This window comes from Lentzea kristufekii (assembly GCF_033949925.1).
Taxonomy (GTDB): Bacteria; Actinomycetota; Actinomycetes; order Mycobacteriales; family Pseudonocardiaceae; genus Lentzea; species Lentzea kristufekii.
Genome location: NZ_JAXAVV010000019.1, coordinates 150,728 through 168,256, shown reverse-complemented (window position 1 = coordinate 168,256; position 17,529 = coordinate 150,728). Strand labels below are relative to the sequence as shown.

Below are 17,529 nucleotides of genomic sequence, written 5' to 3'. Positions count from 1 at the left end.
AATTTTCCTCGTTTGATGCGTACATAAGGCCCTTCCTCGCCGACGGGTCAACGGGGATCGTCGCGAGTGGCTCCCCAAGTCCTCAGGAGGCGTCGTGCCTGTCGGAACATCCCCTGCTGCCCTGAATCTGGCCGCGCACCTCGAACCGGCTCACCTCGAACTCGCCCGCGACCCGTTGCACGTCGAACTGCCGGCGGACGTGCGCGACCGGATCGCGCGCTGCCGCGGGTTCGTGCTCGAAGTCAGCGCGTCCGGACGCGCGATCTACGGCGTCACAACGGGTTTCGGCCCGCTCGTCGAGTTCGCGGGCCGTCCGGACAGTGCCGGTCAATGTGACAACACCATCTTCCACCTCATCGTCGGCCACGGTGAACTGCTGCCACCCGCCGTCGCCCGCGCGGCCGTGCTCGCGCGGCTCTTCTCGTTGGCGCAAGGGCGATCCGGAGTGTCCGAGCAGGTCGTGGACTCGCTGACTGCCATGCTGGACACCGAATTCGCCCCAGCCGTACCACGTTTGGGCTCAGTCGGTGCGAGTGGTGATCTCCAGCCACTCGCTTATGTGGCACATGCTTTGCGCGGTAACGGGAACGCCTTCTTCCAAGGGCGACTGATGCCCGCCGTGGAAGCGCTTGCACTGGCCGGACTCGAGAAACTGGTGCTGGACGGGCGTGACGCGCTCGCTCTGGTGAACGGCATTTCGGTGACCGCCGCAGCACTCGGACTCGCTGTCGCGCAGGCGGTTCGCGCGCGGCGGACGGCGGAGTTGTTGTCCGCCTTGATGACCGACGTCCTCGGCTGCGGCACCGAGTTCACGTCGGTTGGACTGCTGGCCGCGTTCGGGCATCCGGACGTCGCTGAATCGGGCGCGTCCATCAGGACCTGGCTCGAAGGCAGCACGCCGTCCGGTGCGCGCCCGTTGCAGGAGCCGTACAGCATCCGGTGCACACCACAGCTGATCGGCGCGGCCGGCACGAGCGTGCGGCACGCCGACGAGGTGGTGCGCCGCGACCTCAACGGCGTGAGCGACAACCCGTTGTTCTTCCCGGAGACCGGGGAGGTCGTGCACGGCGGCAACTTCTTCGGCCAGCCCAGTGCTTTCGCGGCCGACCAGCTCAACGTCGCCCTGGTGCAGCTGGGCAACCTGGCCGAACGTCAGCTCGACCTGATGGTGGATCCCCACCGCAGCAACGGGTTGCCGCCGATGCTCAGCCCGCTGCCCGGTCACCACCACGCGCTGCAGGGAGTCCAGCTCTGCGCGACCGCCACCGTGGCCGCGATGCGCAGGGCCGCCACACCGGCCTCGACGCAGAGCCTGCCGACGAACCTGCACAACCAGGACGTCGTCCCGTTCGGCACTCAGGCCGCGCTGACGGCGCTCGACCAGGCGCGCCTGCTGCGGTATCTGCACGCCGGTCTCGCGATCGCGCTGCGCCAGGCCGTGCACGTCGGCGCACGCCGCCCGCAGGGGGCGCGGCTCGCGGCGGTGTTCGACCGGCTCGCGGACGAGGTGCCACCGATCGCGGAGGACCGGCCACTCGACATCGCGCTGGGCCGGGTGGCGGACGTCCTCGACAGTCTCGTGTCCGAAGTGGAGTGTGCTTGATGAGTGCTCCCGTCTGCCTCCCCCGGTGGGGGCACACCTGGGTGGACCTGCCCGTCCTGCGGCTGCCGATGCCGGACGCGGAACTGATCCCGTGCGCGACCGGCTGCTTCCAGACGCCGATCGCCATCCGCACGCCGGAAGATCCGGTCGAGCGCGCCGTGCACCGGTGGTTTCTCGGCCATCACGGCGCATTTCTGGTCTGGAGGTTTCTTTCGGCTTCACTCGATCGGCTGATACGTGAGCCTGATTCGCGGCTAGTCCGCCTCGCTGCGCTTGGATACGACGCGTACTCGGTGATGCTCGCCTATTCGGGCAGTTGTTCCCGTGAGGTGTACGAGGACGTCATCCGGCCGATGATGGTGACGTTCGACCCGGCGTTCAGCGGGCGATGGGCACGTGACTACGAGCCACTGCCCGGCCTGCTGCGCCGGGCGCGTGCCGCTCTGGGGTCCGTGGCGGCCGAACCGCTCACCTCTGCGAGCAAGGCGAACCTGGTGGCGCACATGGAGGTCATGCGCAGGCTCGTGCCCGGCGGTCCGTCGCTGCTGCGCGAGTCCGGCCGTGCGCGCATGTCCACCACCGACACCGAACGGGCCCGGTTCGACGAGTTCTTCCTCGTCAGCCGGGAGAACGTGTGCGTGAGCCGTTACGACGCGCATCGCGCCGCCGTTTTGTCCGCGATCGGTCATGACCTCGCGAAACACCCGCTGAGCCCCGAGTACGGAGAGACACTCAGGACGTTCGCCACCCGACTATGAGAGAAGGCCGCGCGTGAACGACTTCAAGGCCGTGGTCATGACCCCGCAGATCTACCGCTACGTGCGCGAGCAGGCAGGCCGGCCCAGCGCGGTGCAGGAGAAGCTGATCGCCCGCACGCTGGAGCTCGGCGACTCGGCGGAGATGCAGATCCCGCACGAGCAGGCGGTGCTGCTGTCGCTGCTGGTCAAGATCACCGGCGCGCAGACCGTGGTCGAGGTCGGCACCTACACCGGCTACTCCACGCTGGCGTTCGCGCAGGCACTTCCCCCGTCCGGCAAGGTCATCACCTGCGACGTCTCCGCCGAGTGGACCTCGATCGCGGAGGAGGCGTGGCAGGCGGCGGGCGTGCGCGACCGGATCGACCTGCGGCTCGGCGCGGCGGCCCAGACGCTGGCCGAGCTGCCGGAGGAGCCGGTCATCGACCTGGTGTTCATCGACGCGGACAAGGTCGGGTACGTCCACTACTGGGACCTGCTGGTGCCGCGCGTGCGGCAGGGCGGCCTGCTGCTCGCCGACAACACCCTCTACTACGGCGAGGCGGCCGACGAGCAGCCGGAGGGCAACGCCGCCGCGATCGACGCCTTCAACAGGTTCGTGCTCGCCGACACGCGGGTCGAGTCGGTGCTGGTGCCGATCGCGGACGGGCTGACCATGGCCCGCAAGAGGTGAGGTTGTGGGCATACCGACCGGTCGGTAGGGTGGCGTGAAGTCATTGACATTTTTGAAAGCTTTGGGCTCGTGACGTTGTCGACACGCGAGAAAAGCGCTCGCGTGTCGACAACGTCACGAGCGACATGGAGGCGTTCATGGCTCGTTGGGGAATCACGCTGCCGCTGATCGGTGTGCCGGTGCTGGAGCACCGCGCGCTGGTCTCCGAGCTCGCCGGGCTCGGCTACACGGACGTGTGGTCGGCCGAGACGACCGGCACCGACGCGTTCACGCCGCTCGCCCTGGCCGCGCAGTGGTCCTCCGAGCTGCGCTTCGGCACGGCGATCGCGCCCGTCTACACCCGCGGCCCGGCCACGCTGGCGATGACCGCGGCGACGCTCGCGGAGGTGAGCGGTGGCCGGTTCGTGCTGGGCATCGGCTCGTCGTCGCCCGCCATCGTGCAGCGCTGGAACGCGATCCCGTTCGAGGAGCCGTTCAAGCGCACCCGCGACACGCTGCGCTTCCTGAAGGCCGCGCTGGCGGGCGAGAAGGTCTCCGCCGACTACGACACGTTCTCGGTGAAGGGCTTCAAGCTGGAGCGCCCGCCCGCCGAGAAGGTGCCGATCATGCTCGCGGCGCTGCGCCCGAACATGCTGCGCCTGGCCGGTCGCGAGGCCGACGGCGCGATCACGAACTGGCTCGCCGCCTCCGACGTGCCGCAGGTGCGTTCCGAACTCGGCGACGCCGAGCTCGCGGCACGGATCTTCGTCTGCCCGACCGAGGACGCCGACGCCGCGCGGGCGCTGGGCCGCATGCTGATCAGCACGTACCTGACCGTGCCGGCCTACGCGGCGTTCCACGACTGGCTCGGCCGCGGCGAGGCGTTGCGCCCGATGCACGAGGCGTGGGCGGCGGGCGACCGCAAGGCCGCGTCGAAGGCGATCCCGGACGAGGTCGTGGACGCGCTGGTCGTGCACGGGTCGCTCGGCCACTGCCGTGACCGCGTGGCCGAGTACCAGGCCAACGGGGTCGACACCCCGATCATCGCGCTGCTCCCGACCGGGGGCGACCAGGCCGAGCAGGTACGCGCGCTCGCACCCCAGGGGTAACCCGTGCCCAGCGCGACCGAGCAGAAGATCATCGACGCGGCTGTGCGCCTGTTCGCGTCGCAGGGCTACGACGCGACCTCGGTGCAGGAGATCGTCAAGGCCGCCGAGGTCACCAAGGGAGCGCTGTACCACTACTTCCGCTCGAAGGACGACCTGCTCTTCGAGATCTACCGGCTGCTGATCACGGCCCAGTCCGCCGACATGGACCGGATCATCGGCCTCGGCCTGTCCGCCGCCGAGACGGTGCGCGAGATCCTGGCTTCGCTCGTCATCTCGACGGCCGAACGGGTCGACGAGACGGCGGTGTTCGTCCGGGAGCTGCACCGGCTCGGCGAGGACCGGATGACGGACTTCCGCGCCGAACGCCGCCGCTACCACGAGACGTTCCTCGCGGTCGTGGAGAAGGGGCAGGCGGACGGCGAGTTCAGCTCCGTCGTGCCCGCGGACACCGTCGTGCGGATCGCGCTGGGCGTCGTGAACCAGCTGCCCATGTGGTTCCGGCCGGACGGCCAGAAGACGCCCGCCCAGCTGGCCGGGGAGATCGCCGACTTCGTGCTGGCCGGATTGAGATGACGAATTAGTGCGCGTTAAGCGCGGTCTGGTCGACTACGTCCGTGCTGAACCTGTTGTTCGCGACCATGCCCATCCCCGGCCACGTCGCGCCGTTGCTGCCCATCGCCCGTGCGCTGACCGGGCGGGGCCACCACGTGCGTTGGTGCACCGGCCGTGTGTTCGCGGACAGGATCACCGCCACCGGTGTGGAGTTCGTCGCGATGGACCCGTCGATCGACCACCAGGGCCGCAACGTCGACGAGTTGTTCCCCGAGCGCGCCAGGCTCAAGGGCATCGCCAAACTGCGCTACGACATGACCGCGGTCTTCCTCGACCCGGTCCCCGCGCAGGTCGGTGACCTGCGGCGGGTGCTGGCCGAACGGCCGGCCGACCTCGTGCTGAACGACGCCGCGTACCTCGGCGCGAGCGTGTTCGAACAGCTCGGTGGCCCGCGCGCCGTCAGCGTCGGCGTCACGCCGATGATGCTGCCCGCACCGGACGTGCCGCCGTTCGGGCCCGGCCTGAGGCACCGGACCGGCCCGCTCGCCCGGTTGCGGTACGCGGTCGTGCGCGCGCTGCTGGACAACGTGGTGTTCAAGCCCGTGTACGGGCACCGCGACCGGATCTTCACCGGCCTGGGGCTGCCCAAGGGCGAGCGCGGCCTCGCGACCGTGTCACCGCACCTGCACCTGCAGAACGGCATCGCCGGCCTGGAACACCCGCGCTCGTTCATGCCGCCGCAGGTGCGGTTCGTCGGCGCGCTGGTCGACCCGGCACCGGCGGCCGTGCTGCCGGACTGGTGGGACCGCATGATCACCGCCGGCCGCCCGATCGTGCACGTCACCCAGGGGACGGTCGCGGACATGGACCTGGGCCAGCTCGTGCTGCCCGTCATCCGCGCACTCGCGGACGAGGACGTCACCGTCGTCGCCAGCACCGGCGCGCACGACGTGGGACCGTTGCCCGCCAACGCCTTCACCGCACCGTTCCTGCCCTACGACCGGCTGCTGCCGGAACTGTCCGCCATGGTCACCAACGGCGGCCTGGGCGGAGTGCAACTCGCACTCGCCCAGGGCGTCCCGCTGGTCGTGGCGGGTGCGACGGAGGACAAGCCCGAGGTCGCCGCCCGCGTCGAACGGTCCGGCGCCGGGCTGAACCTGCGCACGTCGACGCCGTCGGAGAAGGCGATCAAGGCCGCGGTGCGCGAGGTGCTGCACGGCGGGACGTTCCGGCTGCGGGCGCGCGAGCTCGCGGCGGAGTACCGGCTGCACGACGCCGGCTCGCTCAGCGCCGACCACGTCGAACGGCTCGCCCGGACCAGCCCGGTGCGGACCGCCTGATCCCCGATCATCCCGGCAGGGATCCTCTTCGTGCCGCTCCGCGTCCCAGCTCCCGGGTAACGGCGGGAGTCGCGAGATCGACTCCCACAGCAGGGGGTCTTCATGTCGCATCTGCCGCAGCACCAGCCACCGGAGTACGGCGTCGCGCCGCCGTTGCACGACGAGGTGCGCAGGACGCGGAAGGGCCCGTGGATCTTCCTGCTGGTCATCGCGCTGCTGGCTGTGGGCGGCGTGATGTACGGGCCTCGCGCGGTGGACGCGGTGCGCGACGCCGTTCAGCGGGCTGAACCGGAGCCAGGGCCGCCACCGCCGGTGCTGCTGCCGGAACCGCCTGCGGCACCGGCGAAGCGGGTCGTCGTGTTCGAGGTGACCGGCACCGGCAAGGCGTTCAACGTCACCGCGACCGTCGGTGCGTCCATCCACAACGAGGCGAGCGTGACGTTGCCGTGGACGCGCACCGTCGAGGTGCCCGCCGATCCCGCGTCCGAGTCCGTGATGCTCGTGGTGGTGGCGGGCCCGGACGGTGCCGAGGTGCACGGCAAGTACACGATCGACGGTGCGACTGTCCGCGAGGGCAAGGCTTCCGGGCCCTACGGCGTGCTGACGATCACCGACTCCTGAGTGCCGCCAGCGCCTTGTCCGCGTGCGCGTTCATGGAGAACTCGCTCTTGATCACCGCGATGATCTCGCGGTCGGTGCCGATGACGAACGTGTGCCGCTTGACCGGGATCGGCCCGAACCGGCGCCGCACGTCGTACTGCTCCGCGACGTCGCCGCCGGTGTCGGAGAGCAGCGGGTAGTCGAAGTCGTTCAGCTCGGCGAACTGCTTCTGCTTCGCCACGTCGTCCATCGAGATCCCGACGCGCTGGGCGCCTGCCTCCTCGAACTCCTTCGCGAGGTCGCGGAAGTGGCAGCTCTGCGCGGTGCACCCGGACGTCATGGCGCCGGGGTAGAAGAACAGCACGACCGGGCCGGCCTCGAGCAGCGCCGACAGCTTGCGGTCGGTGCCGTCCTGGTCGGGCAGTGTGAAGTCGGGGGCGAGGTCGCCGGGCTTCATGGATCTCCAATACGCTCGGGCCGTGACCAGCATGTCCGACGTGGCCAAGGCCGCAGGGGTGTCCGCTGCGACCGTATCGCGTGCGCTGCGGGGCGAACCGGGCGTGTCCGAGGCGACCAGGCAGCACGTGAGCGAGATCGCGCGGCGCATGAAGTACGCGATCGCGCGGGACGCCTCCTCTTTGGCCGGTGGCCGCCGGTACGCGATCGCGGTGCTGACGTCCGAGGTCAGCCCGGTGCTGGCGGGCGCGGAGGGCGCGTTGCGGCAGGCCGGGTACGACGTGCTGCTCTACGTGCTGGGTGACGCGGACGCGCGTGCGAAGTTCTTCGGTGAGCTGCCGCTGGGGCGTCGTGTGGACGGTGTGCTGCTGCTGTCGATGTCGCTGTCCCCGGTGGAGCAGGTGGCGCTGGAGTCGCTGGAGGTCCCGCACGTCACGGTCGACGACACCGACCTCCGGCACGCGCTGCGGACCGCCGTGTCCCACCTGCAGGGACTGGGGCACCGCGACGTGGCCCTGGTGCTGGCCGACGGCGTCGACGAGTCGTACGACGAGATCCTGGTCGCCGCCGGGCTCACCGTGCGTCCCGAGTGGACGGTCTGGTGCTCGCCGACGGTCGACGGCGGCGAGCAGGTGGTCGACGTGCTGCTCGACGGCGAACGGCTGCCGACGGCGGTGATCAGCTCGAACGGCGCCGCGGCGGTGGGGATCTTCCTGCGGATGCAGCGCGACGGGCGCGCGGTGCCGGACGAGGTGTCCATCGTGTCGCTGGACGGGCAGGAACTCACCCGCGTCGTCGGGCTGACCGCCGTCGAGGGGGCGGCGAAGGCGCAGGGGGAGCGGGCCGTCGCCGACCTGTTCACGCTGATCAGGGGCGGGGAGATCGAACCGGCGGAGCACCAGGTGCGGCTGGTCGTGCGCAACTCCAGCGGGCCCGTCGCCTGAGTAGGGTGGCGGCCATGCCCGCCGAAGAACGCCTGACCGAGCTCGCCGCGCTGCCGACCACCCCCGGCTACGCCCACGCCGTGACGGTCACCGGGAAGCTCGCGTTCATCTCCGGTCAGGTGGCGGTCGACGCGGCCGGGTGCGTGGTCGGGGTCGACGACCTGGCGGCGCAGACGCGGCAGGCGCTGAGCAATCTTCATCACGTCATCCGGAGGTTTGGCGCCGACTGGTCGGATGTCGTGAAGTTCACCTGGTTCGTGCTGGACGCGTCAGAGGTGCAGACGATTCGCGACGTGCGTGACGAAATCCTGCGTCCCGCGCTGGGCGAGGTGCACAACCCGGCCAGCACGTTGGTTCAGGTGGCGGCGTTGTTCGGACCCGATTTCCTGGTCGAGGTCGAGGCCGTCGTCGCCATTCCGGATGAAGCATCGGATGTCTAAGTAAAAGCACCTCTGCGTGTGCGTCCCGACCGGCCTGCACCCATCGGGTGACCAGGGACCATTTGCTCTGGTAATGCGGACCGAGCTGTGACATAGCTTGTAGGTGTGGAGCAGTTGCTGACGCGGCTGGCGGACGCTTGGGGCGTAGCCACTCGGTACGAAAACGCGGACCAGCAAGAGGTCTCGGTCGATCGTGACGTCGTGGTGAAGATCCTCGCCCGGTTCGGAGTCGACGCGTCCACTGAGGACTCGGTCGTCCGCGAGCTCGCCGAGGTCGAGCGGCGCAGGGCCGAGCAGAAGCTCCCTCCCACGATCGTCATCCGCGAGTACGAGACGTACGACCTCCGGGGTCCCGCGACCATCGAGCTCGAGGACGGTACCTCGTTCGCCGTCGAACGGCACGTGCCCGACTCGGTGCCGCTCGGCTGGCACCGCGTGGTGACCGAGGACCAGACCGTCACGCTCGCCGTCGCGCCCAGGACGCTGCCGGAGGTGCCCCGCACCTGGGGCTGGATGCTGCAGCTCTACGCGGCGCGCTCGAAGGAGTCGTGGGGGATGGGCGACTTCGCCGACCTCGCCACGATCGCCCGCAGGTCGTCCCTCGAACTCGACGCCGGCGTCGTGCTGGTGAACCCGGTGCAGGCCCCGAGCCCGACGCACCCCGTCGAGCGCTCGCCGTACTCGCCGACGACCCGCCGGTTCGCGAACCCGCTGTACCTGCGCGTCACCGACACGGCCGAGTTCCTGCAGGCCTGCCCGCGCACCCGGCAGCTCATCCGCGACCTCAAGCCCGCGAACGAGGACCTGATCGACTACGACGCCGTGTGGGAGGCGAAGAAGCAGGCACTGGAACTGCTCTTCCCCGGCGGCGAGGTCGAGATGGACGCCGAGCTGGAGAAGTTCGCGACCTACTGCGCGCTCGCCGAGACCCACGGCAAGGACTGGCGCGAATGGCCGGAGGACCGCGCCGACCCGCCGGCCGAACGGGTCGGGTTCTACGCCTGGCTACAGCACCTCTGCACCCGCCAGCTCCAGGACGTCCGGCTCGCCGCGCACGAGGCCGGCATGGCCGTCGGCGTCATCCACGACCTGCCGGTGGGCGTCGACCCCGGTGGCGCGGACACGTTCGCCGATCCCGACGCGTTCGCCATCGACGTCACGGTGGGCGCGCCGCCCGACGCGTTCAGCGCGGACGGCCAGGGCTGGGGCCTGCCGCCGTGGCGCCCGGACAGGCTCGCCGAGACCGGCTACCGGCCGTTCCGGCAGGTGCTGCGCAGCGTCCTGCAGCACGCGGACGGCATCCGCATCGACCACGTCGCCGGCCTGTGGCGGCTCTGGTGGATCCCGCCGGGCGAGCCGCCGTCGCGCGGCACGTACGTCCACTACGACGCGGACGCCATGCTCGGCGTGCTCGCGCTGGAGGCGTACCGGGCGGGCGCGGTCGTGGTCGGCGAGGACCTCGGCACGGTCGAGCCGATCGTCACGAAGACGTTGCAGGAGAACGGCATGCTGACCAGCGCCGTCCTCTACTTCCAGCGCGACTACTACGCGGAGGGCCACCCGCTGATCCCGCCGTCGCAGTGGAACCCGAACCAGATGGCCAGCATCTCGACGCACGACCTGCCGACCGCGGCGACGTTCTTCGCCGGACCGGACGGCCCCGACTTCGACGAGCTGATGCGCCAGGAGGGCGTCAAGCCCGCGGACAGGGTCGAGGGCGCCCACGAACTGCTCGCGCAGGCACCCTGCGCGTTGGTCCTGACTTCACCTCAGGACGCTCTGCGGGAAACCCGGCAGCCGAACGTGCCGGGCACGATCGACGAGCACCCGAACTGGAGAATTCCCCTGCCGGTGGAGCTGGACGAGTTCTTCCCCCGCGTCCGCGAGATCACCCGGCCGCTCCGCAGCCGCGGAAGATGAAACTTTTGCGTAACGGCAGGTCATGGACCTGAGGAGTACTGTAAGGCCGTCACCGGACGGCGGAAGACGAACGTTCTTGGAGGTGGCGTACCAAATGAGCTCAGCCGTGGGCACGCGGACATCGACCGGCGTGCTTGAACTGGCCGTCGAGCAGGTCCTCGCTTCGGTGAGGCCCACTGCGCTCGGCGACCCGGTCGTCGGGGCACGGCGCGCGGAGGAATCCCTGCGTGACGCGCTGCGGGACGCAGGTCCCGTGGACGACAACACCGCCCTGCAGTACGCGCTGGCGTGCGCGGAGGCCGCGTGTGAACACCTGAAGTACGTGGAGATCCAGGAAGCCCGCACGTTGCTGACCGCCGCCCGCGGCCAGTTGGTGCTGGCGCACGAAGGAGTGTGACTGCGTCCGGTAGTCGCCGACGGGTGACGATCACACGATCGAATCAAGCCGCTCCCACTCTCGTGAGAACCTTGCTGCAGCGGGCCCGAAATCGTCAGTGCCCGCTCGTAGGGTTCAGGTGTGATCGTTCACCAGGCCTACCGGTCCGCAACAGACCCGGCACAGGCGCGGGCACTGCCCGCGCACCGTGGTGCCGCGAGGTCCGCGCGTGCTTCGGCGCACGCGCCGCGTCGCAGATCCCGCGCAGTCCCCATCGCGGAGTTCCGGCGGCGACAGGAGTACAAAACGTCCCGGCGGGGTAGTTGTCTGGTCGTGGCAGACCGCTCGTTCCCGTCGTCCCAGGCCCGCTCGGATCGTGGTGCGGTGAAAGCCGAGCTGACGCGCCTCGAACCCAGGCGGGCGGACCGGACGTGGCGCCGACCGGAAGACCCGCTTCCCGTGGGCTGGTGGCCTTGAGACGTCGACCCCCACCGGGTGACCGGTTCCGACGAAAACCCGACCTGCCGTGCGACAACGACGTGATGCCACGGCGTTGCCGCACGGATATGGTCTGTCAGCAGCTAGTTTCTTGTGACGAGGAGCATTGTGCGACCCTGGCCCGGTAGGCCCTACCCGCTCGGCGCCGGCTACGACGGCGTGGGCACCAATTTCGCCCTGTTCTCCGAAGTCGCGGAGTACGTCGAGCTCTGCCTCTTCGACGAGGACGGCACGGAGACACGCGTGAGGCTGCCGGAGGTGGACGGTTTCGTCCACCACGGCTACCTGCTCGGCGTAGGCCCGGGACAACGCTACGGATACCGCGTGCACGGCCCGTACGACCCGGCCCGAGGCCTGCGGTGCAATCCCAACAAGCTGCTGATCGACCCGTACGCCAAGGCCATCTCCAACGGCCTGTCGTGGGACGAGGCGCTGTACGGCTACAAGTTCGGCTCGCCGGACGAGCGCAACGACGACGATTCCGCGCCCTACGTCTCGAAGTCCGTGGTGGTGAACCCGTTCTTCGACTGGACGAACGACAGGCTGCCGAAGACGCCGTACAACGAGAGCGTCATCTACGAGACGCACGTCCGCGGTCTCACCATCGACCACCCGGAGATCCCGCCGCGCCTGCGGGGCACGTACGCGGGTCTCGCGCATCCGGTGATGATCGACCACCTCGTCAAGATGGGCATCACCGCGGTCGAGCTGATGCCGGTGCACCAGTTCATCAGCGACCACACGCTGGCGGAGCGCAGGCTCAGCAACTACTGGGGCTACAACACGATCGGGTTCTTCGCGCCGCACGACGGCTACGCGGCGTTGCCGCTCAACCAGGTGCAGGAGTTCAAGGGCATGGTCAGGGCCCTGCACCAGGCGGGCATCGAGGTCATCCTCGACGTCGTCTACAACCACACGGCGGAGGGCAACCACCTCGGGCCCACGCTGTCGATGCGCGGTATCGACAACGAGTCGTACTACCGGCTCGAGGACGACGACCCGCAGTACTACACGGACTACACGGGCACCGGCAACTCGCTGAACGTGCGGACGCCGCACACGCTGCAGCTCATCATGGACTCGCTGCGGTACTGGGTCACCGAGATGCACGTCGACGGTTTCCGGTTCGACCTCGCGGCGACGCTGGCGCGCGAGTTCTACGACGTGGACCGGCTGGCGACGTTCTTCGAGGTCGTGCAGCAGGACCCGGTGGTGTCGCAGGTCAAGCTGATCGCCGAGCCGTGGGACGTCGGGCCCGGTGGCTACCAGGTCGGCAACTTCCCTCCACTGTGGACGGAGTGGAACGGCAAGTACCGCGACACGGTCCGCGACTTCTGGCGCGGTGAGCCCGCGACGCTCGGCGAGTTCGCGTCGCGCATCACCGGCAGTAGTGACCTCTACCAGGACGACGGCCGCCGGCCGTACGCGTCGATCAACTTCGTGACGGCGCACGACGGCTTCACGCTGAACGACCTGGTGTCGTACAACGAGAAGCACAACGAGGCCAACGGCGAGGACAACCAGGACGGCGAGAGCCACAACCGGTCCTGGAACTGCGGTGTCGAGGGGCCGACGGACGACGAGGAGATCCTCGCGCTGCGGCGGCGGCAGCGGCGCAACCTGATGGCGACGATGCTGCTGTCGCAGGGCGTGCCGATGATCGTGAACGGTGACGAGTTCGGCCGCACGCAGAACGGCAACAACAACGCCTACTGCCAGGACAACGAAGTCTCGTGGGTCGACTGGTCGCTGCTGGAGGCCAACGCCGAGCTGGCCGAGTTCACCGCGGCGCTCGCCGCGTTCCGCAAGGCCCACCCGGTGTTCCGGCGTCGCCGGTTCTTCGCCGGCCGGCCGATCCGCAAGGGCGAGGAGCTGCGCGACATCGCGTGGTTCACGCCGGCGGGCGAGGAGATGACCGAGCAGAACTGGGAGGACGACTTCGGCAGGTGCATCGTGGTCTTCCTCAACGGCGAGGGCATTCCCGACCTCGACTCGCGCGGTATGCGGGTGGTCGACGACTCGTTCCTGATGGCGTTCAACGCGCACCACGAGGACATCCAGATCACGTTGCCCGACACCGAGTACGGTCCTGAGTGGAGGGTCGTCGTGAACACCACGACCGGGGAGGTCGGCGGCAACGAGAAGCCGATCGCCGCGTCCGGGCAGCTGTCGCTCACCGCGCGGTCGCTCGTCGTGCTGCAGCGGGTGGGCTGATGGGCGCGCCGTCCTCGACCTACCGCGTCCAGTTCACCCCGTCGTTCACCTTCGCTGACGCCGCCGGCATCGCGGACTACCTGGCGCGTCTGGGAGTCGGCGCCCTGTACGGGTCGCCCATGCTCGACGCGCGGGAGGGCTCGACGCACGGCTACGACGTCACCGATCCGACTCTCGCGCGACCCGAGCTGGGTGGTGACGCCGGGCGGGTCGCGCTCCAGGACCGGCTGAAGGCGCTGGACCTCGGCCTGGTGGTCGACATCGTGCCGAACCACATGGTCGTGCCGAACCCGTGGTGGGAGGACGTGCTCGAGCACGGCCAGGCCTCGAAGTACGCGCGGTACTTCGACATCGACTGGTCGTCGGGCAAGGTGCTGCTGCCCGTGCTGGGCGAGGACGCTCCCGACGAGGTCCACGAGCACTACCTGAAGGCGAACTGGCGGCGCGGGAACACCGAGCTGAACTACCGCAGGTTCTTCGACATCACCGAGCTCGCGGCGGTGCGGGTCGAGGATCCCGAGGTGTTCGAGGCGACGCACCGGGCGGTGCTCTCGTGGGGTGTCACGGGGTTGCGCATCGACCACCCGGACGGGCTCGCCGATCCCGGCGGCTACTTCCGGCGGCTGCGCGAGCACTTCGACGGCTGGCTGGTCGTGGAGAAGATCCTCGGGCCGGACGAGTCGCTGCCGCAGAGCTGGCCGGTCGACGGCACCACGGGCTACGACGCGTTGCGCGAGATCTGCGGCGTGTTCATCGCACCCACGGACGCCTACGACGGTGACTTCCACGCGGTCGAGCACGCCTCGCGGCAGCAGGTAGCGGACTCGATCCTGGTGGCGGAGGTGCGCCGGATCGCGCGCCTCGTCGAGGGGGTGGAGTTCGAGGAGGCGTGCCGGGCCGTCGCCGAGGTGATGGTCAACTTCCCGGTGTACCGGTCGTACCTCCCGGAAGGCCTGGGGTACTGGGAGACCGCGGTCAGGCTGAGCAGGTCGCCCGCCGTGCGGGCGTTGGACGAGCAGGTCCGCGCCGATCCGCACGGCGAGTTGGCGACCAGGATCCAGCAGACGTCCGGCATGGTCGTCGCGAAGGGCACCGAGGACACCGCGTTCTACCGGTACACGAACTTCGTGGCGCTCAACGAGGTCGGTGGCTCGCCGGACAGGTTCGGCCTGCCCGTCGGCGAGTTCCACCAGCGCGCGGCCCGGCGTGAGGCCGCGGAGCCGAACGCGATGACCGCGCTGTCGACGCACGACACGAAGCGTTCGGAGGACGTGCGGGCGAGGCTCGCGGTGCTGGCGGAGATCCCGGACGCCTACCTGGCGTTCGAGGCCGCGATGACCGAGAAGCACGGCATCTCCGAACCGACGCTGAACCGCCTGGCGTGGCAGTCGGTCGTCGGCGCGTGGCCGCTCACCGAGGACCGGCTGGGCCAGTACCTGGAGAAGGCGTCGCGCGAGGCGAAGATCAGGACCTCGTGGGTCGACCGGAACGCCGAGTTCGACGCCGAGGTGGCCGCGTGGCCGGCGAAGGCGCTGAACGAGCCCGAGGTCGCCGCGTTCGCCGAACGGATCAAGGCGCCCGGCTGGTCGAACTCGCTGGGGCAGAAGCTGGTCCAGCTCACCGCGCCGGGCGTGCCGGACGTGTACCAGGGCACCGAGCTGTGGGACTTCTCACTGGTCGACCCGGACAACCGCCGGCCAGTCGACTACGACGTGCGCCGGGACCTGTTGGCGCGCATCGAATCCGGCTGGCTGCCGGAGGTCGACGACTCGGGCGCGGCCAAGCTCCTCGTGGTGCAGAAGGCCTTGCACGTGCGCAAGCGCGGCCTGCACGGCTACCGGCCGCTGCACGCCGAGGGCCCGGCCGCCGAGCACGTGCTGGCGTTCGAACGGTCCGGGGTGATCACGGTCGCGACGCGGCTGCCCGTCGGTCTGGAGCAGAAGGGCTGGCAGGACACGGTTCTGCCGCTGCCGGGTGCGAAGTGGACGGACGTCCTCACCGGGCGTCCGGCGACGGAGGACCTGGCGTCGTTGCTCGACACCTATCCGGTAGCGCTGCTGGTGCAGGGGGATCAGTGAGCTTCTCCGTCTGGGCGCCGACGCCCGAGTCGGTGCACGTGCGCGTCGACGGCTTCGACCACGAGATGAAGCGCGACGGCGACTGGTGGCATTCCGACGTGGAATCCCCGGCCGGTGCGGACTACGCCTTCGTCATCGAGGGTCACGCGTACCCGGACCCGCTGTCGCTGTGGCAGCCGGGCGGGGTGCACGAGGCCTCTCGGGTGTACTCCCACGAGTTCGAGTGGACCGACAGCGCGTGGACCGGCCGGGCGCTGCCGGGTGGCGTGATCTACGAGCTGCACATCGGCACGTTCACGCCGGAGGGCACGTTCGATGCCGCGATCGGCAAGCTCGACCACCTGGTGGACCTCGGCATCTCGTTCGTCGAGGTCATGCCGGTCAACAGCTTCGACGGCGTCGAGGGCTGGGGTTACGACGGAGTGCTGTGGGGTGCGGTCCACCAGCCCTACGGCGGGCCGGACGGGTTCAAGCGGTTCGTGGACGCGTGCCACGCGCGTGGCCTGGCCGTGCTGCTGGACGTCGTCTACAACCACCTCGGGCCGTCCGGCGCGTACCTCGACAAGTTCGGGCCGTACTTCGCCGGGCGCAACGACTGGGGCCCGGGCCTGAACCTGGACGGGCCGGGCTCCGACGAGGTGCGCCGGTACGTCATCGACAACGCGCTGCAGTGGCTGCGGGACTTCCACGTCGACGGGTTGCGGCTCGACGCGGTGCACGCGCTGGCGGACCAGCGGGCGACCCACGTCCTCGAGGAGATGGCCGTCGAGGTGGACGCGCTGTCGGCGTCCGTCGGCCGTCCGCTCACGTTGATCGCCGAGTCCGACCTGAACGACGCGAGGCTGGTGACGGCGCGCGAAGCCGGCGGCCACGGCCTGCACGCGCAGTGGTCGGACGATCTGCACCACTGCCTGCACGTCGCGCTGACCGGCGAGACCTTCGGTTACTACGAGGACTTCGCGGCGCCCGGAGCGTTGAAGAACACGCTGGAGAAGGTGTTCTTCCACGCCGGCACCTGGTCGTCGTTCCGTGAGAAGCACCACGGCAAGCCGGTCGACACCGCGCTGATCCCCGGTTACCGGTTCCTCGCGTACACGCAGAACCACGACCAGGTCGGCAACCGCGCCACCGGTGACCGGTTGCCCGCGTCGGTGTCGACGGGGAAGTTGTTGTGTGCGGCGGCAATCGTGCTGACCTCGCCGTACACGCCCATGATCTTCATGGGGGAGGAGTGGGCGGCGTCCACTCCGTGGCAGTTCTTCGCGTCGTTCCCGGACCCGCAGCTCGCGGAGGCCGTCCGGACCGGCCGGCGGCGTGAGTTCTCACGGCACGGCTGGGGCGAATCCGACGTTCCGGACCCGATGTCGCCTCAGACGGTCGAGAATTCGCGCCTGCGCTGGGACGAGGCACGGGAAGGTGACCACGCGAAGGTCCTGGAGACCTACAAGGCCCTGATCGCGTTGCGCCGCTCCCGCCCGGAGCTGGCCGACCCGCGACTGGACAGGTTCGTCGTGAAGCAGGACGGGGAGTGCTTCGTGTTGCACCGCGGAGCGATCCGCGTGGTCGTGAACCTCGGCACGACCCCCGTCCCGCTGCCTCACGGAGAAGTGCTGCTCGCCTCCTCGGCGAACCCGTCGTCGCTCCCGCCGGACTCGTTCGCGGTCGTCGCGTCGACGTGATCCCACAGCATCTGGTCGGCCAGGTCGACGGGCCGTCCCAGGTAGGCGTGCACGAACGCCGTGACCAGCCGGTCCGCGGCGACGTGCAGCTTGATGTTGTGGTGCTGGGAGATGTGCACCAGCAGCTGGAAAGCCTGCTGGGGTGTGCAGGGTTTGCGTGCGGCGATCAGGCCTGTGGCCTGCCCGATGACAGTCCGGGACACCAGAGCTTTGCGCAGCCCTGCCACCTCGGCCTCGAGGGCGGTGATTCTCGCGGACGACACCGCCGGCTCCTTTCGCGTCGTCATGTCACAGCGGCATGCCGGTGTGACGA

The 17,529-nt window shown here is 69.6% G+C and carries 16 protein-coding genes; 14 read left to right on the top strand and 2 right to left on the bottom strand.

Annotation, left to right across the window (positions count from 1 at the left end):
- The first annotated feature begins 94 nt into the window (after nucleotides 1-94).
- The 7 genes from SK571_RS32905 to SK571_RS32875 all read left to right on the top strand — a co-directional run bounded on the left by SK571_RS32905 (nucleotide 95) and on the right by SK571_RS32875 (nucleotide 6,632).
- The gene (locus SK571_RS32905) at nucleotides 95-1,603 is read left to right on the top strand and encodes an HAL/PAL/TAL family ammonia-lyase (protein WP_319987988.1); all 1,509 of its coding nucleotides are present in this window, start codon (nucleotides 95-97) and stop codon (nucleotides 1,601-1,603) included.
- Nucleotides 1,603-2,361 carry an L-tyrosine 3-hydroxylase gene (locus tag SK571_RS32900; protein WP_319987987.1) on the top strand — a complete coding sequence of 253 codons (759 nt, stop codon included), beginning with the start codon at nucleotides 1,603-1,605 and terminating at the stop codon, nucleotides 2,359-2,361. The genes SK571_RS32905 and SK571_RS32900 overlap by 1 nt, the downstream gene beginning before the upstream one ends.
- Before the next feature lie 13 nt (nucleotides 2,362-2,374).
- On the top strand, nucleotides 2,375-3,031 hold the full coding sequence (locus SK571_RS32895; protein ID WP_319987986.1) for an O-methyltransferase: 657 nt from the start codon (nucleotides 2,375-2,377) through the stop codon (nucleotides 3,029-3,031).
- A gap of 137 nt (nucleotides 3,032-3,168) precedes the next feature.
- On the top strand, nucleotides 3,169-4,119 hold the full coding sequence (locus SK571_RS32890) for an LLM class F420-dependent oxidoreductase (protein ID WP_319987985.1): 951 nt from the start codon (nucleotides 3,169-3,171) through the stop codon (nucleotides 4,117-4,119).
- A gap of 3 nt (nucleotides 4,120-4,122) precedes the next feature.
- A complete protein-coding gene (locus SK571_RS32885) occupies nucleotides 4,123-4,692 on the top strand; it encodes a TetR/AcrR family transcriptional regulator (protein ID WP_319987984.1) in 570 nt (189 codons plus the stop codon).
- A 41-nt stretch (nucleotides 4,693-4,733) separates the two neighbouring features.
- Nucleotides 4,734-6,011, top strand: a complete 1,278-nt coding sequence (locus tag SK571_RS32880; RefSeq protein ID WP_319987983.1) for a nucleotide disphospho-sugar-binding domain-containing protein — start codon at nucleotides 4,734-4,736, stop codon at nucleotides 6,009-6,011.
- Nucleotides 6,012-6,113: 102 nt separating this feature from the next.
- Nucleotides 6,114-6,632 (top strand): hypothetical protein, encoded by a 519-nt coding sequence (locus SK571_RS32875; RefSeq protein WP_319987982.1) that lies wholly within the window; start codon nucleotides 6,114-6,116, stop codon nucleotides 6,630-6,632.
- Here SK571_RS32875 and SK571_RS32870 read toward each other — a convergent pair.
- Complete coding sequence (locus SK571_RS32870) at nucleotides 6,619-7,068, bottom strand: peroxiredoxin (protein WP_319987981.1); 450 nt, start codon at nucleotides 7,066-7,068, stop codon at nucleotides 6,619-6,621. The genes SK571_RS32875 and SK571_RS32870 overlap by 14 nt on opposite strands.
- Before the next feature lie 31 nt (nucleotides 7,069-7,099).
- Between SK571_RS32870 and SK571_RS32865 the strand changes: the two genes are divergently transcribed.
- The 7 genes from SK571_RS32865 to treZ all read left to right on the top strand — a co-directional run bounded on the left by SK571_RS32865 (nucleotide 7,100) and on the right by treZ (nucleotide 17,216).
- A complete protein-coding gene (locus SK571_RS32865; RefSeq protein WP_319988009.1) occupies nucleotides 7,100-8,011 on the top strand; it encodes a LacI family DNA-binding transcriptional regulator in 912 nt (303 codons plus the stop codon).
- 14 nt (nucleotides 8,012-8,025) lie between these two features.
- The gene (locus tag SK571_RS32860; protein ID WP_319987980.1) at nucleotides 8,026-8,451 is read left to right on the top strand and encodes a RidA family protein; all 426 of its coding nucleotides are present in this window, start codon (nucleotides 8,026-8,028) and stop codon (nucleotides 8,449-8,451) included.
- Nucleotides 8,452-8,556: 105 nt separating this feature from the next.
- The gene (locus SK571_RS32855) at nucleotides 8,557-10,371 is read left to right on the top strand and encodes a 4-alpha-glucanotransferase (protein ID WP_319987979.1); all 1,815 of its coding nucleotides are present in this window, start codon (nucleotides 8,557-8,559) and stop codon (nucleotides 10,369-10,371) included.
- Nucleotides 10,372-10,465: 94 nt separating this feature from the next.
- Nucleotides 10,466-10,768 carry a hypothetical protein gene (locus SK571_RS32850; RefSeq protein ID WP_319987978.1) on the top strand — a complete coding sequence of 101 codons (303 nt, stop codon included), beginning with the start codon at nucleotides 10,466-10,468 and terminating at the stop codon, nucleotides 10,766-10,768.
- 585 nt (nucleotides 10,769-11,353) lie between these two features.
- Entirely contained in the window at nucleotides 11,354-13,459 is a 2,106-nt protein-coding gene (gene glgX, locus SK571_RS32845) for a glycogen debranching protein GlgX (RefSeq protein ID WP_319987977.1), read from the top strand.
- Nucleotides 13,459-15,537 (top strand): malto-oligosyltrehalose synthase, encoded by a 2,079-nt coding sequence (treY, locus tag SK571_RS32840; protein ID WP_319987976.1) that lies wholly within the window; start codon nucleotides 13,459-13,461, stop codon nucleotides 15,535-15,537. Before glgX ends, treY begins: the two co-directional genes overlap by 1 nt.
- Nucleotides 15,534-17,216 (top strand): malto-oligosyltrehalose trehalohydrolase, encoded by a 1,683-nt coding sequence (gene treZ, locus SK571_RS32835; protein WP_319987975.1) that lies wholly within the window; start codon nucleotides 15,534-15,536, stop codon nucleotides 17,214-17,216. Before treY ends, treZ begins: the two co-directional genes overlap by 4 nt.
- Here the strand turns inward: treZ and SK571_RS32830 are convergent.
- On the bottom strand, nucleotides 17,135-17,479 hold the full coding sequence (locus SK571_RS32830; RefSeq protein ID WP_245983899.1) for an ANTAR domain-containing protein: 345 nt from the start codon (nucleotides 17,477-17,479) through the stop codon (nucleotides 17,135-17,137). The two genes, treZ and SK571_RS32830, sit on opposite strands and share 82 nt — an antisense overlap.
- Nucleotides 17,480-17,529: the final 50 nt, after the last annotated feature.